This is a genomic window from Parendozoicomonas haliclonae, from assembly GCF_900174585.1.
Classification (GTDB): Bacteria; Pseudomonadota; Gammaproteobacteria; order Pseudomonadales; family Endozoicomonadaceae; genus Sansalvadorimonas; species Sansalvadorimonas haliclonae.
The window spans coordinates 278,066-298,745 of record NZ_FWPT01000002.1; the positions used below are offsets into that span (position 1 = coordinate 278,066).

Annotated in this window: 2 protein-coding genes; both read right to left on the reverse strand. The window is 54.1% G+C overall.

Features of this window, described 5'->3' with window-relative positions; all coding sequences use genetic code 11:
• Nucleotides 1-21 precede the first annotated feature (21 nt).
• Complete coding sequence (locus EHSB41UT_RS04520; protein ID WP_087107271.1) at nt 22-8,691, reverse strand: SDR family NAD(P)-dependent oxidoreductase; 8,670 nt, start codon at nt 8,689-8,691, stop codon at nt 22-24.
• Nucleotides 8,692-8,693: 2 nt separating this feature from the next.
• The gene (locus EHSB41UT_RS24335; RefSeq protein ID WP_106408272.1) at nt 8,694-20,660 is read right to left on the reverse strand and encodes an SDR family NAD(P)-dependent oxidoreductase; all 11,967 of its coding nucleotides are present in this window, start codon (nt 20,658-20,660) and stop codon (nt 8,694-8,696) included.
• Between the last annotated feature and the right edge of the window lie 20 nt (nt 20,661-20,680).

The window sequence follows — 20,680 nt, forward strand, 5'->3', positions numbered from 1 at the left end:
GCAACGGTATCAGGAAGACAATCAGGCACTGGCAAGTATCACATGGGCATTGCTGCCACTCAGTCCGAAAGAACTGATCCCTGCATACAGGGTACCGCTATCGTCTACTGGCCAGGGCGTTAACGACTGACATACCTGAACTGGAATATCTTGCCAAGGGATTTGTCGGTTCAGGGTTTGCGCATGCAAGTGAGGCGGTAACTGTCGATGCCGCATCGCAGCCATTACTTTAAGCAAACCGGCCATTCCCGCCCCCGCTTCAAGATGACCAATATTGCCTTTCACACTGCCAATCGGGAGCGGGCTTCTCCTTGCAGCAAACACCTCGGCCAGCGCCATAACCTCCAGCGGGTCCCCCAGTCGGGTTCCGGTCCCGTGCGCTTCAAGATACCCAATATCATCCTCCGATAGTCTGGCCTTGCCGAGTGCCTGCTGAACCAGACGCTGTTGCGCCTCGCTGTTAGGGACAGTGAGGCCGGGACCGGCACCATCATGGTTGATGGCGGTGCTGGCAACTTTTGCCTGAGCAGGGATAGCGAGCTGGTCGGCCCGGCTTTCCCGGGTCAGAACCAACACACCACATCCTTCACCACGACTGTATCCATCAGCATTATCAGCAAACGCCTTGCACAGACCATCAGCGGAAATGGCTCTGGCACGGCACAGGGCGATATACGTCTGCGGGAGCATAATGGTCTGCACACCAGCAACCAGTGCCAGGTCGCAATCTCCACTGTCCAGCGCCTGACAAGCCAGATGCAAGGCAGTGAGTGTCGAGGAACAGGCCGTATCCACGGCCATACAGGGTCCCTGTAACCCGAGGGAATGAGCAAGCCGACCTGCGGCAAAACTGATATGGCTGCCGGTCACCGAGTACATATCCGTTTCCGCCCGGAGGTGCCTCTGAGTATGGCTAAACTCCGGTGGCCCAATGCCGAGAAAGACACCCACCCGCTCTCCGCGGAGATCATCAGGCACAAGACAAGCGTTCTCCAAAGCCAGCCAGGCATTTTTCAGCAATAGTATTTGCTGCGGGTCCATCTTTTCAGCTTCCCTGGGGGATATTCCGTAGAACAACGCTTCCTCAATACCGGGCAGCTCAACAAAGTGTCCATAGGGACAGTAAGATCGATCAACCCTATCCTGATCAGGACTATAAAATCCCTCCAGAGGCCACCGGTCTGGCGAGATCTTCTCCCGGGTACATCGCCCCTCTGCCAACAGCTGCCAGAACTGATCAAGGTCGTTCACGCCACCAGGCAGGGTGCAACTGGAGCCAAGAATAACAACCGGATCCACAGCGGCTGTGCAACGCTCTTCAACCAGTGTCGCTTGATTGTCTTTATTTGGGGAGGAGCGGGGAGATTTAAAACGGTCACACTGCTTATCCAAAAGCGGCAACAGCTTTCGAGCCAACCCCCCAAGATTTGCAGCACTGATAATCAGAGCTGCATCCAGAGTAAGTCCGAGGTTCTTGCTGATGGTGTTGGCCAGGCTGACCATCATCATCGAGTCCATACCCAGGGCGAAAAAGCCTTCTTCCTCCGAGAGTGCGGCATCAGGCTCCATACCCATCAACTGCAACACCTGCTCTTTAAGCCAATGCGTGAGCAACCGCGCTTTCTCGATTTCGGCAGCCTGAAAATACTGATCAAGGAAACCATTATCTTCACCTTGAAACGAGTGTTCAGGTTCATCGTCCAGATTCTGGCTCTCAGAAAAATTGATGCGTTCCCGCATCGCTTCACTCAGATCCGCAACCACAGAATGTCCCGTGGCAGCGGTTGCCGAGAGCCGCCCAAGCGCTTCATGAGGTGTTAATGGATAGATACCGGATGCAGATAGTGCATCCAGTGTTCGACTGCGGGTCGCCATACCCGCCTGCCAGGGGCCCCAACTAATAGTCCGGCAGGAAAGTCCCTCACGAGACAGCCGCTCAGCACCGGCATCCAGCCAGGCATTGGCGGCGCAGTAGGCGGACTGAGTTGCCCGGCCGGTCACACTCGCCAGGGAAGAGAAGCAGATAATATGATCGGGTCTCAGGTCTTCGGGGAGCGATGCCAGCGCTTCAAACCCCATAACCTTGGGCCGCATATTATTTCGCAAAGTCTGCAGATCAAGCTCTGCCAGCGGCAGGTTCTCGGAAACCCCGGCACAGTGATAAACGACAATAGAGTCTGACGACCGGGAACGCATGGTTGCCAGCAGGTTCGCCAGCACATCTGGTTCACCAATATCCCGCAGCTCAATCTGAAGGCTACCCGTTTGCGGCAACCGGCTCTGAAGCTGCTCCAACAGTTGCTGCCGTTCGGGATCCTCCGGTCTATGGCGGCTAACCAGTACCAGTTGCTCAATCCCCTGCTCCACCAGCCAGAGTGCCGTGTGCAGTCCAAGGCTTCCCAGACCACCAGTAATCAGGGCCTGACCAGACAACAACGGTGCATTATTCTCGGGTGAACTACTGCTCTCCTGCAATATCGGGCGATAGAATTGCCCCCTGCGATAAGCCATTTCTGTCAGAGATCGGGTCAGAGATCGAGACAGAACATATTGCCGGTATTCATCCCGCTGTTTTAACTGTTGAATAACCTCAGCGGCATCGTCCCGAGCGCCAATATCCAGCAGTACGAAAGTCAGGTCTGGATATTCCTGAGCAATACCTCGTACAAATCCCCGGATAGCACTCTGCTCTGAACTGGCAATATCGGAACCAGCAGAAATATCACCCGGCAGGCGTTCACCTTGCCGGGTCAGTACCCAGACCACCTCTGGCAACGATTCGTTAACAAGGTGGGACTTTAACGCCTGAAACTGCTGCTCCACAGCCGAGAAGACGTCTCTCCCAGGCTGATCGTTCGTTGGCCACACAATCACATGACTGTTATCGTCTGTCTTTATATTCGAGTCAGCTGCAGTTTGGGATTGCAGGGCTTGCCAGACGCGCTGGTAAACCTTAAGGCTTTCACTCTTAATCTCACTAGTGGTCGCACTTCTGGTCACACTCTTTTTCGATGCGTCATGCAACCAGTACGCTGAACGATTCCAGGGGTAACCCGGTAAATCCAGAGGCTGGCCTTCACGGCCTTGCCACACAGCTTTCCAGTTCACCGAGCCACCGCTCATAAACCATTGCTGCAATCCTGCGCCAGGGTCAGAGAAACAACAGGTTTGAAGGTCATATTGTGCGGATAATGGCTCAACACACACAACAACCCGGGAGTGTGAAAGCTGACTGCTATCTATCGATGGCATGCCTTCGGTATCGACCTTCATAATCGGGACAGTCTGGTTTTCCACCAACTGGGAACAAGTCTTGAGTAAATGAGGATCTGCACGTCCTGTCGTTTTTTTATCCACCAGCTGCTGAGCCATGGCAAACGCATCGTCCAATGACTGGTCATCACTGAGAATACCGGGCAGTGCCAGTCCTTCCGCTACAAGACTGGATCCGTTGATCCCCCAAAGCCGCCATGTAGCAACTAATGCGCAACCAATCCCTGCAATCGCAAGATCTCTATTTGGTGAATCCTGTGCCGGCTCGGATAACTGTAAAAGCAGGCCTTCCAGTGCGATGCCCATAAAGGCTGCCCAATGCTCAAGAACCTCCATAAAAGTCTGTTCAGAACGGTAATTAGCAACAAGCTGACGCAGGGCATCAGGGGCTTCTGGCAAATTCAGCCATAGAACGGTTTCATCAGCAGCAAGGGGATCACATCGCTTCTGCTGACCACTATGAGCGGCAAGCCATTGCTCAAGTTCCTCATAGAGATCACTGAGATTTTCCGCAGGAACAATAAGCCGATATTCAAACGATGATCGTCGTACAGCCAGATTCCAGGCCAGATTTTCTGCGGTTACAGCTTCGCTATCAGCCAAATCCTGACAATACGCCAGCATCTCTTCAACCATGGCACGCAAAGATTCGGGAGAGCGTGCTGACAGCAGAACCAGTTGCCAAGACCGAACTTCCAAAGCAGGTTGCGTACGGGAAACAACTTTCCGTGCAGGAGCCTGTTCCAGTATGAGATGAGCATTGGTTCCACTAAATCCGAACGCACTGACCCCTGCCCGGTAAGGCCGCCCGGTTTCTGGCCAGCCCGACAAATGCCGGACTACAGAAATCGGGATAGCATCCCAGCGAATTTGGCGAGACACCGGTGTGCAGGAAAGGCTGGCGGGAAGCTGGCCATGCTGCATGGCCAGAACAGTTTTAATAACGCCGGCCACACCTGCTGCCGCCTCGCTATGGCCGATATTACTCTTGACCGAACCGACCTGTAGCGGTGTTTTACGACTGCGTTCATGGAACACACTTGCAAGCGCATTGATCTCAATCGGATCGCCAAGTGCGGTTCCTGTGCCATGGGCCTCCAGATAATCGATATCCGTTGGCTGCAGGGCGGCCGCATCCAGAGCCTCCTGGATAACCTGCGCCTGTGCCGGGCCGTTGGGTGCCGTCAGGCCCTGGCTTCTGCCATCCTGATTCACAGCACTGCCCCGAATAACCGCAAGGATGTTATCGTTATCGCGTTCGGCATCGGCAAGCCGTTTAAGCACAAGAACGCCACACCCTTCTGCCGGGACGAACCCGTCGGCCTCCTGCCCAAATGGACGACACTGCCCTGTTGATGAAAGGGCTCCAAGCTTGTCGAAATAGATCTGTCGGTAAGACGAAAGCAGCAAGCTGACACCACCTGCCAACGCCAGATCAGATTCCCCGTTAATCAGCCCCTGACACGCAAGATGCAGACTCACCAGTGATGAAGAGCAGGCGGTATTCACCGGCATATTCGCGCCTCTCAAACCCAGCCAGTAGGAGAGACGTCCGGCCATGGTGCTGTGTTCCGAGCCCAACAAAGTCCAGCCATCCAGCTCTTCTACACCGGCCTCGGCAATCTTCTTCTGGTAGTCGTGGTGGTAGAGCCCGACAAACACTGACGTCCGACTGTTCCACAACTGTTCTTTGGCCAGTCCGGCTTGTTCAATCGCCTGCCAGGCTGTTTCCAGCAGCACACGCTGTTGCGGATCAAGGGATGCGGCCTGACTGGGGGGAATATCGAAAAAGAGAGGGTCGAACATGTCAATATCATTCAAATACCCGCCATGTCCTTTGGGCCCTGCAACCGGTTGATCCAGAGCCAGACGGCGGCGGTCAACGGGCAGCTCTCCAACAGTATTCAGACCTTCAGACAATAACTCCCAGAATGCGTCCGGAGACTCTGCTCCGGGAAAGCGGCAGCCCATACCGATAATGGCGACTGCATCGGAATGCGGAGTACGCTTATCGCTTGCATCCTGCAGCCTGTTCTCCGGCTCCACGGTTTCTTCAACGGACTCGGTTTCAGCCAGCAAAGGACGGATATGTTCGACCAGCGCATCTACTGACGGGTAATCGAACAGTACAGAGCTCGAGAGCGGTTGCCCCAAAGCCTTAACAAGCTGATTACGCAGCTCAACCGCTTTCAGGGAGTCCATGCCCAACTCTTGAAAAGAAGCCTGATCAGTCAGGAGTGATTGATGCTGTTCGTCTAGAACCGATTGCACTGACTTCCTTATCTGCGCCCGTAACTGCTCCCGCAACAGTGATCTTAAACCGGTCTGGCCGTTTATTGGGTTGGCATTGCTCTTCGGGCGACTGACCTCAGGTATGTGTTGCGCGGCCAGCGTACGAAACACAGCTGGCAAACTATCGCCATGAGCGCCCAGAGCCTGCGGGTCAATCGGTGAAACAACCCGGCTCCCGTACGCCTGTTGTGCCTGTAGCCTGAAAGCGCGAGTCATCCCGTCCATTGCCTGCACGGGCGTCATTGGTTTTATATCCAGCGCCTGCAGAGTGGAAGCCATGGTCGTATTACTGGCCTGTACCCGCTCAACGCCAACATCTTTCACCGCCCCCCAGTCAAGAGCCAGCGCAGGCTCTCCTCTTACCAAGCGGTACTCCGCCAGCGCATCCAGAAAACAGTTACCTGCGGCATAAGCGCCAAGACCGGGAGGGCATGAGAGTGTGGCAGCGGATGAAAACAGCAGCACATACTCTGGCATTAATGCCTCAGCCAGCCGGTGCAGATTCCAGCCACCCTGCACCTTGGCTCCCAGAACCTGAGCAATACGTTCCGCAGTCTGGTGGCGAACCACCCCATCATCAAGACTGCCCGCGCAATGGACTATTCCTTGAACCTTGCCCTTAAAATCACCCTGCGATATCAGCTTTTGCCCCAACTGTTCCATTGCCTGAGCATCACAGATATCAATCTGCTCCACCGAAAGTTTAAGCTCCGGATACTCTGTCTCTAAACGCTTCAAGGCTGGCGTTTGATCCTGCGATAAACCATGACGGGAAAATAATATGACCGTCCTGATACCCTGCCTGGCAAGCCAGCGTGTCGTAAGCAAAGCCATGCCGCCGGTACCGGCAATCAGCCACGTCCCCTTTGCTGCGGTTAACAGTGGGTTACTAACATCGACCTCGGTATCATCCGGATCGTTAATCAGCCCCCGGGTAAAGAGGCGTTTTCTCCTCAGGCTGTAGATATCACTAGTTTGGCTGTTGGCCAGCATTAACAGCCAGTCTGTATCCACAGGCTGATCCGCATCAACGATAACACCTGCAGTTTCCGGCACTTCACTGGCCAGGGTGCGAACAAGTGCAAGAATCGGAGCCAACAGGGGCTGTACGTCCTCACTTGGTTTGCTGGCAAAGGCTTGTTGGCAGAGAACATGCAGACGCGGTGGAGCCGGTGCATCATTAATCCATTGCGTTATGGCTATAAACTGCCGGATCAGCGGCTGAATAAGATCAAGGGGATCATCGGCCGTGTCGAGAGTAAGACTGGGCAGATGCCAGCAGAGATCAGTTGTCTTACCACTTGCACTCGCACTGGCGTCTTGAAGGGAGGGCAACTCCTGACCTGACTGAACGACAAGACAAGTGTTCTCTACCTGAACGCTGCCGTTTGAATTGTGGTCGTTTGAATTGTAGTCGTTTGATTTGATGGGGGCGCGAGCCAAAATCAGGGTCTGTGGACACTCTGCGGGGACAGGCGTCATTGCCTGATCAAAGCCAGCCAGTTCAAGCTGCTTACACCAACTCCCCGGTGACAACAGAGGATTATCAGACCGTAATTTGGTATCGGAAAACTTCCACCAGCCCTCTAGAAGACCGAAAACAATATCAATCCATGTCCCGGGGTTGGCTGCTTCCTGCAGCAACAACCAGCCGCCATCATGCAACAACGCCCGGGTATGCGTCAGAGTATCGGCAATACTCTGGGTCGCATGCAGAACATTCGAGGCTATAACAAGATCGTAACCTTGCTCACCATCGCTAATGGAATCCTGCTCAATATCCAAAATAGTGAACGACAGTCTCAGGCCACCACATCCATTAAAATGCCCCAGTCGTTTTTCCGCATCCTTGAGCAGAACCGGCGATATATCGGAAAAGGCGTAGCTGAAATGCCCAGGGCAGGACTGCAGATATTCCAGCAATGGCTCCGTTGTGCCTCCGGTACCGGCACCGATCTCCAGTATTTTCAATTCACCGCCTGCTGGAATGGTCTCAATCAGTTGCTCCAGCACCTGCTTGATCTGATGGCTGATGTACTCGTTGTCTGCACTGTCCCGGTAGAGGGCATTTACCAGTGAGGTATCATTGTTCGGAAAGATCAGCTGCTCGGGTTTCACCCTACCCAGCAGCACATCGGCCAGTTTTGGCCCCGTAGCATGCAGTAGCCGGGAGGCAGGGCTGGGCTCTGCCGGTACGCTTTCCGGTTCATCAAGCATCACATCGCTAACAGAGGGTTGCCAGCACCAGTTTTCACCGCTGTCATCTGGCTTTAAGTAGCCAGCAGCAACCAACCGTTTGAAAAGCAGCCGAAACAAGCGACGCTGGTTATCAACAATACCCAGAGTATCCGCCAGCTGATCGGCAGAAGGAATGCACGTCCCCGTATCAACAGACACACCCAGCGATACAAAGGCTGCCACCATATAGTGGCTGGTGAGTCGGTCAAGCTCGTCACGATAACTGTCAAATGCCTGAAACCACTGACGATTCGATACATCAACCACTGCATCAGCCACTGTTCCGGTCATGCTGATGGGCGAAGGGAAATAACCCGCAACAGGAGCCGATAACGGCGTTGCCACCCACTCATAATGAAACAGCAGATTATCCGTACCAGTGCTTTTGTTATGGTCAGATATTGGCAGCTCAGTGTTTACCCAGTGGCGTTTACGCTGGAAAGGATAAACGGGCAAATCCAGCCGGCATCTCGTTTGGTCGGGATAGAGTTGCTTAAAAGCAATCTCATTGCCCTCAACATAGAATCGGGCAACCTCTTTCAAAGATCTTTCCGTCAGCCCTCTGTCAGCCAATGCCATCCCTGACTCCGACAAGGATTTCTGACTATGGGCGTCACCATAAAAGCAGCTATCCGGCAGTGGTTCAGGAGAGGCTTCACCGGTATATACCGCTAAAAAGCTATTCAGCTTCTGGCACAGATCAGACACAGAATCAGCACAAACAGCCAGCCGATATACAAAGTGACTGCGATAGACCCCAAGGGTATAAGCCAAGTCCTCAAGACTAACCTCATGCCCTTCAAGGTAAGCGACCAGGTTATGGCATTGCGTGATCAGTGCGGCAGGAGTATGGCCGGAAACAGGTACCAGCTGCAGGGGATGATCCATTGTCAGGGAGCCTCCTCAACAACAATATGGGCATTAGTACCGCTGATACCAAAGGAACTGATCCCCGCCCGACGTTTTCTCAGCGGACTGGACGACCAGACCTGAGAATCAGCAGCTGGAATTAAAGGAGAGTGCTCCCAGTCAACCTCTCCGGAGAGCTGGCTGAAGCTGGAGGAGCCAGGTATCTGTTCATGGTTCAGACACAGGGTTACCTTGATCAAGCCGCTGATACCGGCCGCAGCCTGGGTGTGCCCGAGATTATGTTTGACCGCAGACAGGAACAGGCGATGATCAGGGCCGTTACGAAAAACCTGCTCCAGCGCCCGCGCTTCGATCGGATCACCCAGTCGGGTACCGGTGCCATGTGCTTCGATGAGATCAATGGCCTCGGGGTTCAGGTTGGCATCATCCAGCGCAGCACGGATGACCTGCACCTGAGCCGGACCATTGGGCGCTGTAACACCCTGGCTACGACCATCATGGTTACTGCTGCATCCTGCGATCACACTCAGTATCGTGTCCCCATCCTCGATAGCATCATCCAGTCGTTTAAGCACTGCCACCCCACAGCCTTCTCCCCAGCCAACACCGTCCGCAGAGGCACTGAAGGGTTTACATCGACCATCCGGTGCCATGCCTTCCAAGCTGCTGAATTCCACATACATCACCGGGCTCAGGTTCAGGCTGACACCTCCTGCAAGAGCAAGGTCACACTGACCTGCCCGCAGTTTCTGGCAGGCCAGTTCAAGAGCGACCAGAGAGGAGGAACAGGCAGTATCAACCGTCAGGCTTGGTCCCTGTAGATCAAAGAAGTACGACAGTCGTCCGGAAATCAGACTCGGGGAGTTACCGCTGGCAATAGAGCCGTCCAGAGTTTCCGCACCCTGCCGGAGCAGCAAACCGTAGTCACTGGACATCAAGCCCATAAAGACTCCTGTTCGGCTGCCCCGCAAACGGGTAAGCGGGTATCCGGCTCGCTCAAATGCTTCCCAACTGGTTTCCAGCAATATTCGTTGCTGGGGATCCATCAGATCGGCTTCGTGATCAGTGAGGCCAAAGAAATCGGCATCAAATAAATCGACCTGATCAATAAACCCACCATTGCGGGTCATGGTTTTTCCGGGCGTGCCGGGGACCGGGTCATAGTAGGCATTGATATCCCAGCGGCTGGGCGGTACTTCCCGGGCGACACTTTCATCCTGCTGCAGAAATGCCCATAAGCCTTCCGGGTTCTGAATACCGCTGGGATAACGGCAACCCAAACCGATCACCGCAATTTTTCCGGATTCCTTTGGCCTTAAAGCGTTGCGGGTGGCCTGTGACTGAACCGACTTGGTCTTCGCTTCCGTATGCATCCTAGCCCTTCGGGAAGACATCCGGTCCGCAAGATGCGCGACCAGTTTATGGAGAGTGGGATAGTCAAAGGCCAGAGTCGCTGGCAGCCCACCATCCAGTACTGACGACAACTGCGTCATAAGGGTGTTACGCAATTCCACCGCCAGCAGGGAATCCAGCCCAAGAGACTGCAGGGGTTGATGCACATCGATAAAGGACTGGTCATCCGGTAATGCAAGCAAAGGCATCAGGGCCTTCTTGACCATCGTCGTCAGACTGGCAAGAAACTCGTCATCAGGCAGACTGAGCAGGTGGACAGCGTCACCGGTTGTTCCCGACACTGGTTGTTTATTATCCACAATTGGCCGCTGAAGCATTGAAGATTGCCGGAGCGTTTGCGGCTGGTAATCCATAGCAATAACCGGATCACGGTCATCAGCAGCCAATACCTGTTTCAGTAATACCAATGCCTGCTCAGAGGCCAATGGGGTAATGCCCATACTATGAAGGCGCTGGAGATCCTGCTGGCTTAACCCACCGGCCATACCGGTCGACTGCCATGGCCCCCAATGAATCACCTGACAGGCCAGCCCCTGTTGTCGGCGATAAACACCGATGGCATCGAGAAATCCGTTGGCAGCACTGTAGGCCGTTTGCCCGGGTGAACCCAGCACAGCAGCCGCTGATGAAAACAGCACAAAATACTTTAACGGCTTTGGACCGGACAGGCTGGCGATGTGCAGCCACCAGGCTCCATTAGCTTTGCCCGATAGCGCCTTCTCAAGCTGTTCAGGTTGAGTGTCGGTCAGCAATGCATCCTGTAACTCACCCGCCAGATGAAAGATTGCGGTCAGCGGATATTCCACCGGTATCGCAGCAATCTGTGCCGAGATGGCCTGCTCGTCACTGATGTCACACTGCTTGCAAATAACGGTGGCGCCCCGGCTCTCCACCCCTGCGATAACAGTTTTGGCTTCGACATTTGGTGGATGGCGCCCCAACAAGACAACACAGCTCGGTCGCAACCACTCCATCAGCTCGGGCAGTATATGTTGCGCGAGACTGCCGAAAGCACCGGTCACAAGAAGGGTTTCGCCTTCCAAAGAGACCGGAGTAGAGTTGGCCGACTCCGGTTTGACACGCAGTTCAGGTACCGCCACCCGAGCAATATCACCCTCTATCGTTATCAGGCATTCGCGAGGCAGGGTTTGCCCGGTTAACCAATGAACCTGACTGAGTAGATGCTGCCTTGCTTCCACGGTCGCCGATAAAAGCAGACAGGTTAACGGGAGCTGAGGGTGCTCCCGTTGTGCGCTCCGCGCCATGGCAAGAACGGGTGCAGATACCGGATAACAGCTTGAACTGTTGTTTTGGACGGGAAAAATCCACACATGACGCGCTGTCGTTTGCTCATCCGCTAACACTTTCAACCAGACCAGAGCCTTCTGCGTCAGCTGTTCTAACTCTTCAGGAACAAAATCCCTCTCTTCGGTTGATTCTTGCCCAGGCCAAAATACGACAGTGACGCTCTCGTTCGCATCCACTTCATCAGTGCAATCAGCCAACGCATTGCGAGTGTCAGACTTATCCAGCACCACAATCTGAATAGCGTTGTTATCACGACTTGGAGAATTCTCGGATAGAGAGTGCTCTCCGGCAGGCTGCCAGCCAACTGTCCAGAGTGCGGGGCCTGCCCCAGACGCTTTTGCTTCAGCTTCCGAATGCTGTCGCAGCAAGGTGTCACGATCGGTCTGTTTGCAGGCAAAGCCTTCTACCTCAACGACACAGTGTCCCTGTTTATCCCTCAGCGAGAAATTGGCTCTGCGGGTAGACAGGTCAGAATCGCCTTTGACAGTGTCGTTATCGGAAAGCAGCTGATAGTCGCTGAGTGCCCTGACCGGCGCAGCCCCATAAAGTGTCAGCCGTTCAATGGAAAGAGGGATATAACGGCTTGCGGCGTCCTCCTGCTCGGCCATCAGGATGGCTCCTGACGCTATCGCATTATCCAGAAGCACAGGATGAAGAGGTGCTATTCCTGCAGCGGCATCAGGCCCCTGAATCCGGTTGAGGACACGGCTCCCGGTAGCCTGCAAACCCTGCCCCCAGCACCAGAGCGGATCAAAATGGATACCGAAATATTGGTCGAGACAACGCAGCCACTCCACGACGGAGAAGTTGGGTGCGTTCTCCAATGTCGGCATCAGTACACCCGACTCGGTCTGGGACGATACTTGTGTGAATAAGGGCTCAACATATCCCTGAGCATGCTCTCTGAGCCCCCCCTGATGCTCACTGTATACACGACAGTGCATCCTGCTATCGCCAACTCCAACAGGGGTAAGCCGACAATAGAGAGTATCCCGGGAAGCCGGCAGCATCGGCTCAGTAAAGCTGATCGAGGTCAGCAGTAACTGATCCGTAGCCAGCATGTCTGAGGCAGCTGCCAACATAAAACTGATATGCACGGCGCCTGCTAAAGCCACCTCGCCATAGACCTTGTGATGATAAAGAAACGGGGTTTCGCTCTCACTGATAGTCAGCTGGTAAAGAGAATCTCCCGATTGAGAAAGGGGAATGCGCTGACCACTGAACGGATAACGCCCCGTTGCCGGTATAACCTCATCATTGGGCTGAGAGCTGCTGAAGTGAGAACGCAGACGATCACTCTGAATCCAGAAGTGTTCGCCCTGAAAGGGGTAACCGGGAAGATTCACCAACCGTGCCTGAATTCCTAAGGCGCGATATATCTCCGCCCAGTCCAACGCCCTGCCCTGGCAAAAATACTCGGCCATAAGTGGCAGGCTTTCTGTAGCCAGAGGTTGCTCTGGCAAAGGCTGAGTAGAAGGCGTGCCATTAACGTTTACAGCCTCAGAAAGGAAGCACCCCTCTCCTGCACGCCCCTCAGACAATGCCTCCAGACCGGCCTGCAGTTGCTCCACCGAAGAGCAGATAATCGCGGCTCGCCATGGGTAATGTGCACGCCCTACCGCAAGGGTATAGGCAAGACCCTGAAGACTGTCGGTCACAGAGTCTGCCTGTCGCAACTGTGCTGCCAACTGCTGAATCCTGCGCTGTAACGCCGCTTTATTTTTACCCGATAACAACACCAAAACAGGCTGTTCTTCATCATTAGCTGCTGTCGATGCCGGGGGAGCCTGTTCCATTATCAGGTGTACATTGGTGCCACTGATACCAAATGAACTTAGGCCACACCGTAAGGATTGTCTGGAATCGTTATTCAACAGAGGCCGCAGTTCACTGTTCACAACCACGGAAATATCCGACCAGTTGATACGCGTGTTCAACGGACCATCAAGGGGATGTGGCGGCAAGGCTCGCCGGTTCAGTATTGCAACCAGTTTCAGAAGTCCGGCAACCCCGGCTGCTGACTCCAGATGGCCAATATTGGCTTTAATGCTGCCTATTCGCAGAGGCTGAATCCGCCCCGGGGCCTGACCATAAACAGCCTGCAAGGCATCAACTTCAATGGGATCGCCCAGCGGTGTACCGGTGCCATGGGTTTCGACAAAATCGACACTGTCTGCCGGTACGCCGGCATTATCCAGCGCCTGACGAAGCACCTTTTGCTGGGCCAGACCATTGGGAACCGTCATACCGCTGCTGCTACCATCATGATTAACAGCACTGCCACGAATGACCGCAAGCACCGGCTCCCCACGGCGCTGAGCCTCATCCAGACGACGCAAGGCAACCATCCCGCAACCTTCCCCCCGACCATAACCATCAGCCTGATCCGAAAAGGTTTTACAGCGACCATCCGGAGCAATAGCCCGGGTCCGGGAGAGGGCAACAAAACCGGCCGGTGAAAGAAGTAACTGCACACCGCCAGCCAGCGCCAGATCACACTCTCCATTTCTTAAAGCCTGAATGGCAAGATGGATAGCTACCAAAGAAGAAGAACAGGCGGTATCGACTGCCAGACTTGGCCCCTGTAGACCCAGCCAATAGGACAGGCGGCCAGCGGCAAAGCTGGTGTGGGTTCCGGTCACATCCAAAGCATTCAGATTATCCAGACCACGGTCTTGCAGCTGTTCATACTCACTGGGGCCGATACCGACATATAGCCCAGTTTCACTGTCATGTAACTGTTCAGGGTTCAGCCCGGCATTCTCCAGTGCGGTCCAGGCCGATTCCAGCAACAACCTATGCTGGGGATCCATGCTTTCCGCTTCACGGGGGGGAATGCCAAAGAAACCGGCATCAAAGCGACCCGGTTCCTCTATAAACGCACCGCGTCGGGTATAGCTTTTACCCGTGGCATTGGGATCGGTATCAAACAGCGGATTGATATCAAAACGATCTTCAGGAATATCACACGTGGTATCACTTCCCTGTTCCAGCATCTCCCAGAGACTGGACAAATCATGGACGCCCCCAGGCAGACGACAGCCCACACCGATGATGGCAATTGGTTGCTCACTGTCGTTCACTGCCATTTTCGGAAGAGCCGCAGCTTCTGGTACAGACTCGCTGCCTACAACCTTGACCAGCTCTGCAAGAATACGATCCGCCAGCGCCTGAAGATTGGGAACCGTAACCGCCAGGGTTGCTGGCAACTCAAGACCCAGTTGTTTCTCCATCCGTTGGCCAAACGCAACCGCTTTCAACGAGTCGAGCCCCATCTCGAACAGCCCGGTAAGACTGTCACGCGCCAGAGCTTCGTGAGAGTCGGGGGCCACGCCCAGCAAATCCAGCACCTGCAGATAGAGCCAGTCCAGCAGGTGTTCCCGTCGAGCCGCTTCCTCCATACTCAGGAGCTGAGCGGTATACGCAGTCTGTTTGGCTGGCTTAACAGCCTCTGGTAATGGTTGTTCTGAAACAAGATTCTGCTGGGACAACATATGATGAAGGAAGGGCGGAACCGGCTTGCCCGTAAATCGCTGCGCCATGCCTGACCAGTTGATGGCGGCAATCACATGCACAGGTGATGGGGTTACATTCTGCTCCAGAGTTGCCAGCGCCTTCTCCATGGTGTGAAGCGCTCTTTTGGGGTTCAGCAGAGTAACGACACTCGACTCCTGACTTTCTATAGAACCAATCCGGGCACTCATACCTTCGCCTTCCCAGCCACCCCAGGCCAGACTCAGGGTGGGCAGACCGTGACTGGTTCGGTATTGAGCCAAAGCATCCAGGTAACAGTTCCCGGTCATGTAATTGGCCTGACCGATATTTCCGAAAACCGATGAAATGGAAGAGAACATTACCAGCCGGGTCTCAGGCCACTCCCGGGTCAGGCAGTGCAGATTCCATGCTCCATCTATTTTGGGGCGCAGTACCGTTTGCCATTGCTGGTCAGTCAGATTCGTTAACAGGCCATCATCCAGTACACCGGCACAATGAATAATCAGGTCCGGTAACTGCCCCTGCTGGCCAAGCTGCAGAAAAAGGCCCGATAGCTGCTCTTGATCCGCTACATCTGCCTGATAGTAATGAACATCACAGCCCGCCTGACCAATGGCATCCAGCCGCTGTTGGGCAACCTCGTCCGGCCCTGCACGACGACTGACTAATATAAGACAACCCTGTTTCTGCTGTTCAGCCAGACGCTTTCCCAGATACTCGGCCACAGCAAGACCAAGAGCCCCCAGCCCACCCGTGATCAGTATGGTTTCAGGAAGATCGATGGATAAAGGTGTGCGCTCAACCGGACAAAGAACCTGTTGCCACCACTGAACGAGCCCTGCCGGGCCGGGTCGTAATGCCTGGCACTCGAAGAGTCTCTGACTCGACAGCGGCGTACATAAGCAGTCCAACGCTTGCTGCCAAAGTTCGTCATCGGTATCAGCAGGAATATCCAGCCATCTTGAGCTAATTTCCGGATACTCAGCCTGCAGTGCCAGATGCACACCACGAAAACGGCTATTGTCTGGTATTACCGACTCGCCTTTGTGCACCTGACAGGCCTGCACGGTCAGCAACCAGACCGGCAGTTCCTTACGACCAGCTCCAAGCTGTTCCTGAACACAGTGTTGCAGTGGTTTGATCACACCCGCCAGATCCGGCCATTGGGGCGAGGCTTCCAGTGGATTATCGATATTACCCGTCAGGGATACCACCAGAATACAGTCCGGTGACCGGCCCGAATCTTCATCAGGATTAATTACCAGGGTCACATCACGATTTTTAGCCAGACGCTCAAGATTGCGGAACAGCGGTGACTGCAAGCTTTCAGCATCCCCAAAGACCTGCCAGTTCTGCGGGATTCCTTCCCGAACCGATGGCCATTCAGGCTCCAGTGGTTCCCATTCCAGTGTGTAGTGATCGTTCGATGACGTCTGTTTTGCAGGCTGTGAATCCGCAGGTTCATCGGCAAAGACTTTCCAATAGCGCTGTCTTTGGAAGGAGATAGTCGGTAGGCGAACACAGGGCGTATGTGCTTGGAATACGGGCTGCCAGTCAACCGATTCACCCTGTAGATAACGTTCAACCAGTGGCCGGATCGGCTCTGGAAAATCCTGTGCCGGAAGAGAGTTCTCATTGTTGAGGTTCAATAACCCATCACGACTCTGAACCAGCCATGCCCTACGGACCGGCAGTGGTGTTTTTGCCAGAGCCAAAGTACGGGCAATGGCCATCAGGGAAATAGCAGGGTTTTGTCGCACAAACTGTTGCAGATGCACCAATGCTAAATCCAATGCCGCTTGGGTATGAGCGGAAAGCACCAGAGGCAGGCCATGCCCGTTATCAGCCTCTTTTACCGGCTCTGGCAAAGGTGGCTCTTCAACAAGAATATGGGCATTAGTGCCACTGATACTGAAAGAACTGATACCGGCCCGGGCAGGTCGGTTTCCGATTTCCGGCCAGAATGTTGGCGTGGTAACGACTCTGAGCGGCTGGGCCTGCCAATCAAAGGCAGATGTCTTTTGATCGCAATGCAGGGACGATGGCAGGGTTTTATGCTTTATAGCCAGCAGGGTTTTTATTAAACCGGCCAGCCCAGCTGCAGCCTGAGTATGTCCGAAATTACTTTTTACCGAACCGATCATCAACGGCCGATCAGCTGTACGGCGGGTACATACCTGACCAAGTGCCTGTAACTCAATCGGATCCCCCATGGGTGTTCCGGTGCCATGGGCCTCTATATAATCAATATCATCAATAGTCAGTCCGGCACTTTCCAGGCAGGTCTCGATCACTTTTCTCTGCGCCCTGGTGTTCGGAGCCGTCAATCCCTGGCTGTGTCCATCCTGGTTCACTGCACTGGCGCGAATAACGCCATCGATAGGGTCTCCATCCCGAAGGGCATCGGATAGTCGTTTCAGAAGTACCAACCCACACCCTTCTGACCAGCTAACTCCATCCGCCTGATCACTGAACGTCTTGCAGCGTCCGTCCGGGGCCAGACCATCCAGCCGGCTGAACTCTATAAAGGAAGCCGGTGACAGATTCAGGCTAACACCACCTGCCAGAACCATATCACTCTGGCCGCTGTGCAATTGCTTAAGTGCCAGATCAATGGCCACCAGAGAGGATGAGCAGGCGGTATCAATAGTCAGGCTTGGGCCTTCCAGACCGTAGAAATACGACAGACGCCCTGAAGCCACACTGTCGGCATTGCCGGAACCAAAAAAACCATCAATGGCTTCATAATGATTGCCGTAGCGGTGCAGGTACTCATTAAACATCAGCCCAACAATCACGCCGGTCCGACTGCCCGCCAGTTTGGCCAGGGTATACCCGGCATTTTCAAAGGCCTCCCAGCTGGTCTCCAGCAGTAATCGGTGCTGGGGATCCATGGCTTCTGCTTCTTCAGCCGGAATATCAAAAAGCCCCGCATCAAACTGGTCGATGTCTTTTAAGAAGCCACCGCAACGGGTTCGCATCTTGCCGATGGCACTGGGGTCGGGATCATAGAACGCATCAATATCCCACCGCTCTGGCGGCACTTCCCGAATCGCATCACGCCCCTCACTGAGCAGCTCCCAGAATGACTGTTCATCGTTGACATCTCCCGGGAACCGAAAGCCCATACCGATCACCGCGACCGGTTCATCAAAGTTCTTCGGATGGCTGACCTCGCTTAGTCTCTGGGGCGCAGGCCGCTGTTCTGCAGGGGCGGGCTTAACACCAGCCAGCTGTTCCTGCAGCCGTTCCTGAAGATAACCAACCAACGTATTGATCGTTGGGTATTCAAACAGCAGGGTTGATGGCAAAGCTCCGGGGATAGACTTCTGCAGCCGGTTACGAATATCCAGCGCCAGCAGGGAATCCAGACCGTAACGCTGAAAACTGCGATGATTCTCCAGCTGGCTGGCATCGGGTATTTTCAGGGCATCAATAACTGCGCCCCGTACCAGCTCCATCAATACAGATGCTGATGTCGTATGATCAAGGGCTGGCTGTTTTTCTGGTGCCTGAGACGTTCCAACATCCACCTGTCTATCGTCGGACAGATATTCAACCAGATGTTTTTCCAGCCGTGATAGCCCCTCACTACCGGAGACTGACGTAAATGCCGCAGCCAGATAACAGCCCGATGGTTGAGCAAGAATGGTTTCCAGCTGCATCAGGCCGATGCCGGCCGGCATCTCCTCAAGGCCTCGATCCCGCATACGCTGGCGCATAACCGCACCCGTGCTCGCTGCCATGCCCTCATCAGCCCATGGCCCCCAGTTAATGGTATGCACCGGCAGACCATCCTTCTCACGCAGCCGGGCCAGACCATCCAGAAAACCATTCGCCGCCGCATAGGAGGCCTGACCATCAGCCCCAAACACGGAAGCCAGGGATGAGAACAGCATAAACCACTGCAGGTTTTTATCTTGGGTCAGTTGGTGGAGATGCCAGGCTCCTATGGCTTTTCCGGAGAAAACCCGAGCAAGGGACGCGTCATCCAGTTCGGCAAAGGTTTTGTCCTCATTGATACCGGCAGTATGGAAAACCGCTTTCAGTGGCCACTCCGATGGCAGGTTATCCAGCACGGCTTTCAAGGAAGAGTGGTCACTGATATCACAACAAAGATGGGTGATCTGACAGCCCTTCCCACAGGCTTCAACCAGCTGAGTGAGTTGATCCTCATCTATTGGGTGACGGGATAACAAGGTGATATGTCTGGCCCCTGTCGTATGGGCTAGCCAAGGAATCAGGGAACGCGCGATACCACCCGTGCCGCCGGTGACCAGAACACTGCTGTTCTCTGGCAGAAGAGGTGTTTGCACATCATTATCGGGACGATCAGACATGACTTCGGGGATCTTCTGGCAGTCCGGTATCCGCAGCTGCTTCTTATCCAGCCAGAGCATATGCTCACTGCCGAGTTCCTGCTCCCAGTTAATGAGACTGTGCCGAATAACAGGCCATTCCACAGAAATATCACCCACCAGAACCTTCACACAACAGCGCGGATGCTCCCGATTAAAAACCCGCACCAGAGAAAGAACCGCGACAACCAAAGGAAGATCAAGCGGGGCATGACTCATTCCAAGATACAAGAACAAAGGAGCTTCCGCAGAACGATTGGCCTTGTCGCTAATAATCAAACGCTTAAGCCAATCTCCCACCCGTTGAAGAACAACGTGGCAAATGTCCGGATCGTCCGACTCTGGCAGCTGTGTAATGATGAGTTGAATGTGATCTGTCGTGCCCTCCTGTCCTGACTCCAACTGAACAGGCTGGATAACAGGACTATCGCCATCAGCCTTGGCCTGCTCCGCAATCTGCTGACAAAACAGTTCATCACTCTCTGCGAGAGGCGAGAACTGAACATCACAACAGGTTGCTGGTGATGTGTCTTCTTCAATCGCAAGAACAGCATCAACCACCCGGAAGACCGGCCGGGAGAACAGAGTGTAAAGCTGGGAGTGAGGTATATGTCGAGAGGTAAATCCAGATATTTCCGCCAGACACTCTCCCTGCAGATCCCAGAGAGTAATATCGGCAACAACTGGTTCACCCGGGGCTGACGAATCAGAGGAACGAAGCCTGAATTCACTCCAAACCGGCCCCTGGGCAGGCTGATAGATGACAATGCTTTCTATATGAACAGGTAACAGCGGCGACTTGCTATCGTGGGTATTATTGATCAAAAGGCCGCTGGCAAAGGCATTATCAAGCAATACCGGATGCAGGGGGGCCTGCTGGTAATCTTCACTGGAGGGAGCTGCTATACGACAAACGACAGCTTCATTATAGAGATAACACTGTTGCAACCATTCCCAGTTCGTTCCCCATTGAATGGACAGCTGTCTTAATCGCTCGTAAACCGTGCTGGATTGTAGTGTCTCCGCCTGATCAGGAATACCAGAAAGGAACGGAAAAAGACGACTGTCTGATGAGCTATTCCCTTTTGAAAGAGGCTGCATCCGCAGCCGCGCCAGAATATCCCCCTGCTTGTCAGCCTTGACCGAGCACTCTTTAGCCAATTCGTTCTCAGTACAGTCTGATAATGAGAGGGTGAATGTGTTGTCAGAATAAAGAGCCTGAAGCTTGAGCAGATCAATAGCGCTCAGGCGTAATCCCAGTGTCTGCCAAAACATCGCCCCCAAAGCAGAAAGGGATGACAGCCAAACGGTCGCAGGAACCACAGGGACCTTCAAAACCCTGTGTTCACGTATATAACTATACTGGCTCTCTGAAAGATCCAGCGTACTGGTTATTGGTTTCTCCCTTGGCATCAGCACTCATTCAATAACGT

Coding starts and splice junctions, on each gene's coding strand:
- EHSB41UT_RS24335 (WP_106408272.1), bottom strand. CDS start 20,660: ATGCCAAGGGAGAAACCAATAACCAGTACGCTGGATCTTTCAGAGAGC.
- EHSB41UT_RS04520 (WP_087107271.1), bottom strand. CDS start 8,691: ATGGATCATCCCCTGCAGCTGGTACCTGTTTCCGGCCATACTCCTGCC.